Here is a 7,973-nt window from a genome sequence, read left to right on the forward strand (position 1 = left end):
GGACCACCGCACCACGTCCGTTCCGGTCCCGGTGCGCTCACTCCCAGGAGTGAAGCGGGAGGACCGGCGGGCGCAGTGGGCTTCAGCGCGCGCCCGGTGCGGTCGACCACGAGAAATGTCCTGATAGCGCTTTATGTCCCGCTATGGGACGGATGAACTGATTAAGGGTGCATTAGTCTCGTGTGATTTAAGTCACAAGTGGTGGCCTATTGCTGACCGAGCGTGCCGAACGTTGTGCTCCCTGTGATTCAGTTCTTCTGGCAATCGGACGATAACCAATCAAGAACTATCCGAAGCAGCCGGGGAGCCCCCGCATGGAAGCCGAGTCGGAGCCGTACGTCCGTCTCGCGACCCTCCGCACCTTGCACCGGGTCGTGGCGGACCTCAACGCTGCCCGCAGCCTGGCGGGCACGCTGCAGGCCGTCGTCGAGGGCGCGGTGCACGGACTCGGCTTCGACGCCGCCGCGGTCAGCCTGGTGCGGCCGGACGGCGATCTCGTGGTGGCGGCCGTCTGGGAGCTGGAGGAGAGCCCGATGGGCGGGCCCTCGGTGCTGCTCGGCCAGGTCGGATCGCGGGAGTCCTGGGACCGCCTGCTCGGCGTCAGCGACCACTGGGGCACCCTGCGCTTCCTGCCGTACGACCGCGGCTGGGCCGTCGCCAGCGACATCCCGCGCTGGATCGGGGACGGCCCGCTGCCCGTCTACGCCAACGACTGGCACCCCGCCGACGGGCTGCTCGCCCCGATGTACAGCGCCGGCGGCGACCTGCTCGGCGTCCTCTCGGTGGACCGCCCGCGCAGCGGCAAGCGGCCCGGGGCGTGGACCCGCGAGGCGCTGGAGATGTTCTCGCTGCAGGCCTCCATCGCGATCGGCAACGCCCGGCTGCGCGCCGAGATGCAGCGCGCGCTGGCCCGGCTGGAGAAGGAGCAGCAGGCCCTGCGCGCCAGCGAGGAGAGCTTCCGTCAGGCCTTCGAGTACGCCCCCAGCGGGATGGCCATCACCGAGCTGCACGGCGCCGGGCGCGGCCAGCTGACCAGGGTCAACGACGCGCTCTGTCGGCTGCTCGGCCGCCCGCGCGCGGTGCTGCGCCAGCAGAGCTTCGCCGACCTGGTCCACCCCGAGGACCGCGCCCTGTTGGAACGCACCAGCGCCGAGAGCGGCCGGGCCGAACTGCGGCTGTCCCGGCGGGACGGCGGCTACCAGTGGGTCTGCCTGCGCAACTCGATCGTGGCGGACGCGGCCGAGGGGCCCAGCTTCCTGCTCACCCACGTCGAGGACATCGAGGACCGCAAGCGCCACGAACTCCAGCTCGCCCACCGGGCCAGCCACGACGCGCTCACCGGCCTGCCCAACGGCGCCGAGCTCAAGGCCCGGCTGGCCCGCCGGCTCTGCGCCGAGCCCCAGCCGGTCGGCGCCGCCGCCGCCATGTCCGGCGAGGCCGGCTACCCGCAGCCCTACGGCTACCCGGCCGACTCGTACAGCGCGCACACCGCGTACGAGGGCCTGGAGGGCGTGGACCCGTACGCCGGACCGGCGCACGGCTACGGGCCGGTCGAGGGCGCTCCGCTGCCGGGGCTCGGCACGGGCTACGGGGAGCACGTGCACGCCGTGGTCCCGGCCGAGTACGGGCCGGGCGGCGACGCCTGGTCCGCGCCGTTCCGCTCCGGCGCGGCGGCGCCGGTGGACAAGGGGCTCGCGGTGCTCTTCTGCGACCTGGACGGCTTCAAGTCGATCAACGACCGGTTCGGGCACAACGCGGGCGACTCGGTGCTGGTCGAGGTCGCCCGGCGGCTGAGCGGGGCGGTCCGGGACGGCGACACGGTGGCCCGGCTGGGCGGCGACGAGTTCGTGGTGCTGGCCGACGGGATCGGCCGCGAGGAGGCCAAGGACCTCGCCCACCGGCTGCGCAACGCGATCATCCCGCCGATGCGGATCGACGGCCGGGCGATGCGGGTCGGGGTGAGCCTCGGGATCGGCTGGGCCGGCTGCGGGATGAGCATCGAGGAGGTGCTCCACACCGCGGACGAACGGATGTACGACGAGAAGCGGGCCCGGGGCGGCGCGGTGCGGGGCGCGCGGGGCGAGCGCTCGCACCGGCGCGCGGGCTGACGGCGACCGCCGGGCGCACGCGGGTCGGTCGGGTGCCGACCACTCGGGGACGCGCAGGCTACCCACGGGTTGTCAAGGGTTCTTTTCCCGCTGTCAGGTGCGGCAGGTAGGGTGCGCGGTACGACAGCGTCCATGATCTGCGCCGCCCGCAGCGCGGCGGCGCGCACCGGATGGGGGAACAGACCACCGTGACGACCGCCGGCGACAACGGAGTGCCCGAGAGCCAGGGGGGCGGTGCCCCACAGGACGACGACCCGTTCGGCTACCTCTACCGCCCGGCCGACGGCTCCACCGGACAGCCGGCCGAGCCGCAGCGGGGAGTTCCCCGGACGCCGTACAGCCGGCCGATGGAGGTCGGGCGGGCGCAGTACGGCCCGCCGCGCGCCCAGCAGCCGTACGGCCAGCCCGGTGCGGCGCAGCCGCCCTACGGCCAGCACGGGATGCCGCCGCAGGGCCCGTACGGTCAGCCGGGTGTTCCGCCGCAGCACGGCGAGTACGGCGCGCCCGCCCAGCGGTCCCGCTACGCCGAGCACTCCCGGCCGCAGCCGGGGGACGAGCGGCCGAGCAGCGGCCGGAGCAAGGGCGCGGTGATCGGCGCGGTCGCCGTGGTCGCGGCGATCGCGATCGGTGCCGGGATCGCGCTCTCCACCGGGGACCGGGACGGCGACAAGGGCGCCAAGGGCGGCACCACGACCGCCGCCCCGCCGGCCCCCACCACCGCGGCGAGCAGCACGGCCGGCGGGACGGCCTCGCCCTCGGCGAGCGCCACCGCCACCGACGGGCCGTCGACCGTGGACGCCGGTCAGCTGCAGGGCCAGAACGCGCCGTCGGGCAACAGCGTCAAGGGCGCCAAGTCCGCCGACGGCAGCTACCTGACGCTCCAGCAGGGCGGTTCGGTGACCTGGAACGGCCAGGTCGCCGCGGCCGGGACGTACAAGCTCACCGTGCACTACAACAACGCCGGGGCGGACGTGAAGGGCGCGGCCGCGGTCAACGGCAAGGACTGGCCGAGCGGGCTGACGTACAAGAACTACGCGCCCGGCAAGGACCCGGCGTCGTCCTGGTACACCACCTGGATACTGCCGCAGTTCCAGGCGGGGGCGAACTCGGTCACCTTCACGGTGCCCTCCGGGCCGGTCCTGATCGACCAGGTCACGGTCGAGCCGAGCAGCTGAGACCGCCGCCGCGGACCTGAACGGCCGCCCGCCCCTTCGGGGGAGGGCGGCCGTCGCCGTTCGGTCAGGCGCTCTTGACGGTGGGGAACCTGTCGCCGCCGAGGACCCAGCGGCCCTGGCGCATGACGGCGACCAGGTCGTAGCCGGTGGAGTCGACCACGACCAGGTCGGCGAGCTTGCCGGTCGCCAGGGAGCCGACCGAGTCGGCGAGGCCGAGCAGGCGGGCCGGGGTGGCGCAGAGCGACTCGACGGCCTGGTCGAGGGTCAGGCCGTTGACGGTGACCGAGCGCTTGAAGGCCACGTCCAGGGTGAGCGTGGAGCCGGCGATCGAGCCGCCCTCGACCAGCCGGGCCACCCCGTTCTCGACCCGGACCTGGAGGGGGCCGAGGGGGTAGAGGCCGTCGCCCATGCCGGCGGCTCCCATGGCGTCGGTGATCAGGGCGACGCGGTCGGGGCCGGCGGTGCGGTAGGCGAGGTCGAGGACGGAGGGGTGGAGGTGGACGCCGTCGTTGATGAGTTCGACGGTGACGCGCTCGTCCTCCAGCAGGGCGACGATGGGGCCGGGGGCGCGGTGGGCGATGCCGGGCATGGCGTTGAAGAGGTGGGTGGCGACGGTGGCGCCGGCGTCGACGGCTTCGAGGGCGGTGGGGTAGTCGGAGTCGGTGTGGCCGACGGCGGCGATGACGCCGAGGTCGGCGAGCATGCGGACGGAATCGAGGCCGCCGGGGAGTTCGGGGGCGAGGGTGACCATCCTGGCGTGGCCGCGGGCGGCGTCGACGAGCTTGCGGACGAGGGCGGGGTCGGGGTCGCGCAGCAGGTCGGGGCGGTGGGCGCCGCAGCGGTTGTGGGAGATGAAGGGGCCCTCGAAGTGGATCCCGGCGAGGATGCCGTCCTCGACGAGTTCGGAGAGCACGGCGGCCTGGCGGGCGACGTCGTCGATCTCGCCGGTGACGGTGGAGGCCATCGTGGTGGTGGTGCCGTGTTCGAGGTGGGTGCGGGCGGCGCGCAGGGCCTCCTCGGCGACGCCGGAGGCGTAGGAGGCGCCGCCGCCGCCGTGCACGTGCAGGTCGACGAAGCCGGGGACGACGGTGTGGCCGGTCAGGTCGAGGTCGCCCGGCTCCGCCCCGCCGCTCGTGATGGCGGCGATCCGGGATCCCTCGACGGTGAGGCGGTCGCCCTCGACGACCCCGCCGGGCAGGACCAGTCGGGCGCCGGCCAGGGCAGTACGGTCACGGTCCGCGGTGGTCACGCGGTCACCTCCATCGAGAGCAGGTCCCATGCGAGCAGACCCGCTCCCAGGGACGCGGCGGTGTCTTTGAGCATGGCTGGTACGACCTTCGGGGGCATCTGGAAGGTCAGGCGCTCGGTGACCGCCGTGCGCAGCGGGGTGAAGAGCGTGTCACCGGCCTCGGCCAGCCCGCCGCCGACGATCACCGTGGACGGGTCGAGCAGGCTCTGGGCGAGCACGATGCCGTCCGCCAGCGCCTCGACCGCCTCCTGCCAGACCGCCCGGGCACGGTCGTCCCCGGCGTCCACCGCGGCGGCGCAGGATGCCGCGTCGGCGTCGGGGGCGCCGCTGGCCTCGGCCCAGGCGCGGGAGACGGCGGAGGCCGAGGCCAGCGTCTCCAGGCAGCCGCGGGCGCCGCAGCCGCACCGCGGGCCGCCCGGGCGGACCACGACGTGGCCGATCTCGCCGCCGTAGCCGTGCGCGCCGGCCTCGATCCGGCCGTCGATGCCGATGGCGCCGGCGATGCCGGTGCCCAGGGCGATGAACAGGAAGCGGTCGACGCCCCGGCCGGCTCCGAGCCGGCCCTCGGCCAGGCCGCCCGACCGCACGTCGTGGCCGAGCGCCACCGGCATCGCGGGGCCGCCGGGGGCGGCCAGCCGCTCGCCGAGCAGCTTGCGCATCGGGAGGTCGCGCCAGCCGAGGTTGGCGGAGAAGACCGCGATCCCGTTCTTCTCGTCGATCGTGCCGGGGACGGCCACGCCGGCCGCCACGGGGGGGACGCCGAAGCGGGTACGGCCCTCGTCGGCCAGGTCGGCGGCGAAGCCGAGGATGGTGGCGACGACGGCGTCGGTGCCGTGCTCCCGCCCGGTCGGCCGGCGTGCTTCGAACAGCACGGAGCCGTCCTGGGCGAGCAGCGCGGCCTTCATGCCGGTGCCGCCTACATCGAGTGCGATGACGTGCTTCACGGAGGACAGTTTCCCTTGGTCGGGTAGAAGAGGTCTAGTCCAGTTGTCGGATTGGTCTGGTCCATGCCGGGTGAGCTTTGTCTCGGTCGCGCGGGTGTGCGGGGCTTTGCGTCGCGGGGTCGGGCGAGGGCTTCCGTTCACCCTGTGTTGCGCATCGTGCAACGAAACGGGGCACTTCGGTAACTACTCCGCGGGTGGGTCCGATTGGTGTGGACCACTGGGCGGGCGGTTCGGCAGGCTTGCGCTTCTCCTGCCGGATTCCCTCATCCGGCCGTATTTCCCCCGAAGGCGGTACCCGCGTTGGACAGGCGCGCCCACGTTTCCCTCCGTGTGCTCGGAACGGCGCTGGCCGGAGCACTCGTGCTCACCGCGGTCAGCGCGTGCAGCGGGCCGGGCAACGGGCCGGTCACGCTCAAACTGGTCGCCGCGGACTACGGGGAGAACGCCGAGACCAGCTCCAAGCACTACTGGGACGAGGTCTCCAAGGCCTTCGAGGCGGCCAACCCCGGCATCAAGGTCCAGGTCGAGGTGGACAGCTGGACCGACATCGGCAAGAAGGTCGACGACATGATCGCGGCCGGGAAGACGCCGGACCTGCTGCAGACCGGCGGGTTCGCGGACCAGGTCGCGGCGGACCGGCTGTACCCGGCCGCCGACGTGCTCTCCATGGACACCCAGGCCAAGTTCATGGACAACTTCTCGCACGCCGGGCAGGTGCTGGGCACCCAGTTCGGGATCCCGTTCGTGTCCTCCTCGCGGGTCCTCTTCTACAACAAGGCGATCTTCCGGCAGGCGGGGATCACCCAGCCGCCGACCACCTGGAACGAGCTCCGCGCGGCGGCCGAGAAGATCAAGGCCAAGGTGCCCGGGGTGACCCCGTACGGGCTGCCGCTCGGGCCCGAGGAGGCGCCGGCCGAGTCCATGCTGTGGACGCTGAGCGGCGGCGGGAGCCTGTCCGACGACGTCGGCAACTACACCATCGACAGCGACCAGAACCAGGCGACGTTCGGCTGGCTGAAGAACAACCTGGTGAGCACCGGGCTGACGTACCCGGACCCCGGCAAGATGAACCGCACGCCGGTGTTCCAGGACTTCGCGTCCGGGAAGGTCGCGATGCTCAACGGGCACCCGACGCTGCTGCGGATGGCGTCCGCCGGGAACATCGACTTCGGGACGGCGGCGATCCCGAAGAAGGACGGCGTCGGGCGGACCGGGAGCCTCGGGGTCGCGGACTGGATGATGGCGTTCAAGGCCAACGGGCACAAGAACGAGATCAAGAAGTTCCTGTCCTTCGTGTACACCAAGGACTACCAGCTGAAGTTCGACGAGCAGTACAACCTGCTGCCGGTCACCCAGGACGCCTTCAGCCAGATGTCCTCGGACCCCAAGCACGCGGACCTCAAGCAGTTCGCGGTCGGGCTGAGCAATGCGAGCTTCTACCCGTTCGGGGACCCGGTCTGGGGTGAGGTCAGCAACCGGATCAAGGCCGGGATCGGGCAGGCGGTGACCGGGGATCCGAAGCAGGTGCTCGGGGGGCTGCAGGACGCGGCGATGAAGGAAGCGGCCCGGGTCCGGAAGCAGTAGCCCGGGAGTGGTGGTCCGGGAGTGGCGCCCGGGAGCGGCGGTCCGGGAGCGGTGGTCCGGGAGTGGTGGTCCGGGAGTGGCGGACCCGGGCGGCGCTGGGGTCAGGGGAGGGTGATCGCGTAGGCCTTGCGGAGGGTCTCGTGGACCGTCCAGGTGGTGCGGTCGCCCTCGCGCAGGACGGCGCAGTCGCCGGGGCCGACGGTCAGGGTCGGGCCGCCTTCGATCTCGATGGTGGCCCGGCCGCTGAGCACCACGAACATCTCGTCGGCCTCGACGTCGGTGACCACGCCCGGGGTGATCTGCCAGATGCCGCGGAGCTGGCGGCCGTCGGGGGACTCGGAGAGGACCTTCCCGGTGACCTCGGGGGTGCCGGAGACGATCTGCGACGGGTCGAGGGGCTCGGGGGTCAGGTCGGCGGTGGGGATGTTCAGGGTGAAGCTCGTCATGAGGGCGACCGTAGTGCGGCGGGGGCCGGGGTGCGGGGCGCAGAGTGTGTCGGGGTTCGGCGGGAGAATGACACTCCGTAGGTCCGTGGGGGATGCGCGGAGGTGTTTTTCGGTGGGTGAGCTGAGTGAGCGGGAACGGGCGGTGCTGGCGCTGGAGGGGCGGCAGTGGCGGACGGCGGGGGCCAAGGAGCGGGCGATCCGGGAGGAGTTGGGGCTCTCCTCCACTCGGTACTACCAGGTGCTGAACGGGTTGTTGGACCGGGAGGAGGCTTTGGCTTTTGCTCCGGTACTGGTGAATCGGTTGAGGCGGGTTCGGGAGGGGCGGCGGGCGGCTCGTTGACGGGGGTGGGGGGTTGCTGTTGGGGGGTGGGCTCTCGGGAGGGTGGGTGACGCCGGGGGCGGGTGCGGGGGGGGGGGGGGGGGGGGGGGGGGGTGTTTGTGGGTGGCGGGTCACGTGGGGGGGGGGT

Annotated in this window: 7 protein-coding genes; 4 read left to right on the top strand and 3 right to left on the bottom strand. The window is 72.8% G+C overall.

Going from position 1 to position 7,973, the window contains the following annotated elements:
* Positions 1–314: 314 nt before the first annotated feature.
* Complete coding sequence (locus tag ACZ6Z8_RS36780) at positions 315–2,108, top strand: GGDEF domain-containing protein (RefSeq protein WP_465614352.1); 1,794 nt, start codon at positions 315–317, stop codon at positions 2,106–2,108.
* Between the two features lie 188 nt (positions 2,109–2,296).
* Positions 2,297–3,283 (top strand): carbohydrate-binding protein, encoded by a 987-nt coding sequence (locus ACZ6Z8_RS36785; protein ID WP_465614353.1) that lies wholly within the window; start codon positions 2,297–2,299, stop codon positions 3,281–3,283.
* 64 nt (positions 3,284–3,347) lie between these two features.
* Here the strand turns inward: ACZ6Z8_RS36785 and nagA are convergent, their stop codons facing one another.
* Complete coding sequence (nagA, locus tag ACZ6Z8_RS36790) at positions 3,348–4,562, bottom strand: N-acetylglucosamine-6-phosphate deacetylase (RefSeq protein ID WP_465614354.1); 1,215 nt, start codon at positions 4,560–4,562, stop codon at positions 3,348–3,350.
* The gene (locus ACZ6Z8_RS36795) at positions 4,529–5,476 is read right to left on the bottom strand and encodes an ROK family protein (RefSeq protein WP_465614355.1); all 948 of its coding nucleotides are present in this window, start codon (positions 5,474–5,476) and stop codon (positions 4,529–4,531) included. The genes nagA and ACZ6Z8_RS36795 overlap by 34 nt, the downstream gene beginning before the upstream one ends.
* 330 nt (positions 5,477–5,806) lie before the next feature.
* Here ACZ6Z8_RS36795 and ACZ6Z8_RS36800 point away from each other — a divergent pair, with 330 nt between their 5' ends.
* Positions 5,807–7,060 (top strand): extracellular solute-binding protein, encoded by a 1,254-nt coding sequence (locus ACZ6Z8_RS36800; RefSeq protein ID WP_465614356.1) that lies wholly within the window; start codon positions 5,807–5,809, stop codon positions 7,058–7,060.
* Between the two features lie 101 nt (positions 7,061–7,161).
* Here the strand turns inward: ACZ6Z8_RS36800 and ACZ6Z8_RS36805 are convergent, their stop codons facing one another.
* On the bottom strand, positions 7,162–7,506 hold the full coding sequence (locus ACZ6Z8_RS36805) for a cupin domain-containing protein (protein ID WP_465614357.1): 345 nt from the start codon (positions 7,504–7,506) through the stop codon (positions 7,162–7,164).
* 67 nt (positions 7,507–7,573) lie between these two features.
* Between ACZ6Z8_RS36805 and ACZ6Z8_RS36810 the strand changes: the two genes are divergently transcribed.
* Positions 7,574–7,846 carry a DUF3263 domain-containing protein gene (locus tag ACZ6Z8_RS36810; RefSeq protein ID WP_465614362.1) on the top strand — a complete coding sequence of 91 codons (273 nt, stop codon included), beginning with the start codon at positions 7,574–7,576 and terminating at the stop codon, positions 7,844–7,846.
* Positions 7,847–7,973 lie beyond the last annotated feature (127 nt).

It is taken from the genome of Kitasatospora sp. NPDC101108, from assembly GCF_055584725.1.

Excerpts from the sequence above, each read along its gene's own strand:
- ACZ6Z8_RS36780 (WP_465614352.1), top strand. The coding sequence starts at position 315 with ATGGAAGCCGAGTCGGAGCCGTACGTCCGTCTCGCGACCCTCCGCACC.
- nagA (WP_465614354.1), bottom strand. The coding sequence starts at position 4,562 with ATGGGACCTGCTCTCGATGGAGGTGACCGCGTGACCACCGCGGACCGT.
- ACZ6Z8_RS36805 (WP_465614357.1), bottom strand. The coding sequence starts at position 7,506 with ATGACGAGCTTCACCCTGAACATCCCCACCGCCGACCTGACCCCCGAG.
- ACZ6Z8_RS36810 (WP_465614362.1), top strand. The coding sequence starts at position 7,574 with ATGACACTCCGTAGGTCCGTGGGGGATGCGCGGAGGTGTTTTTCGGTG.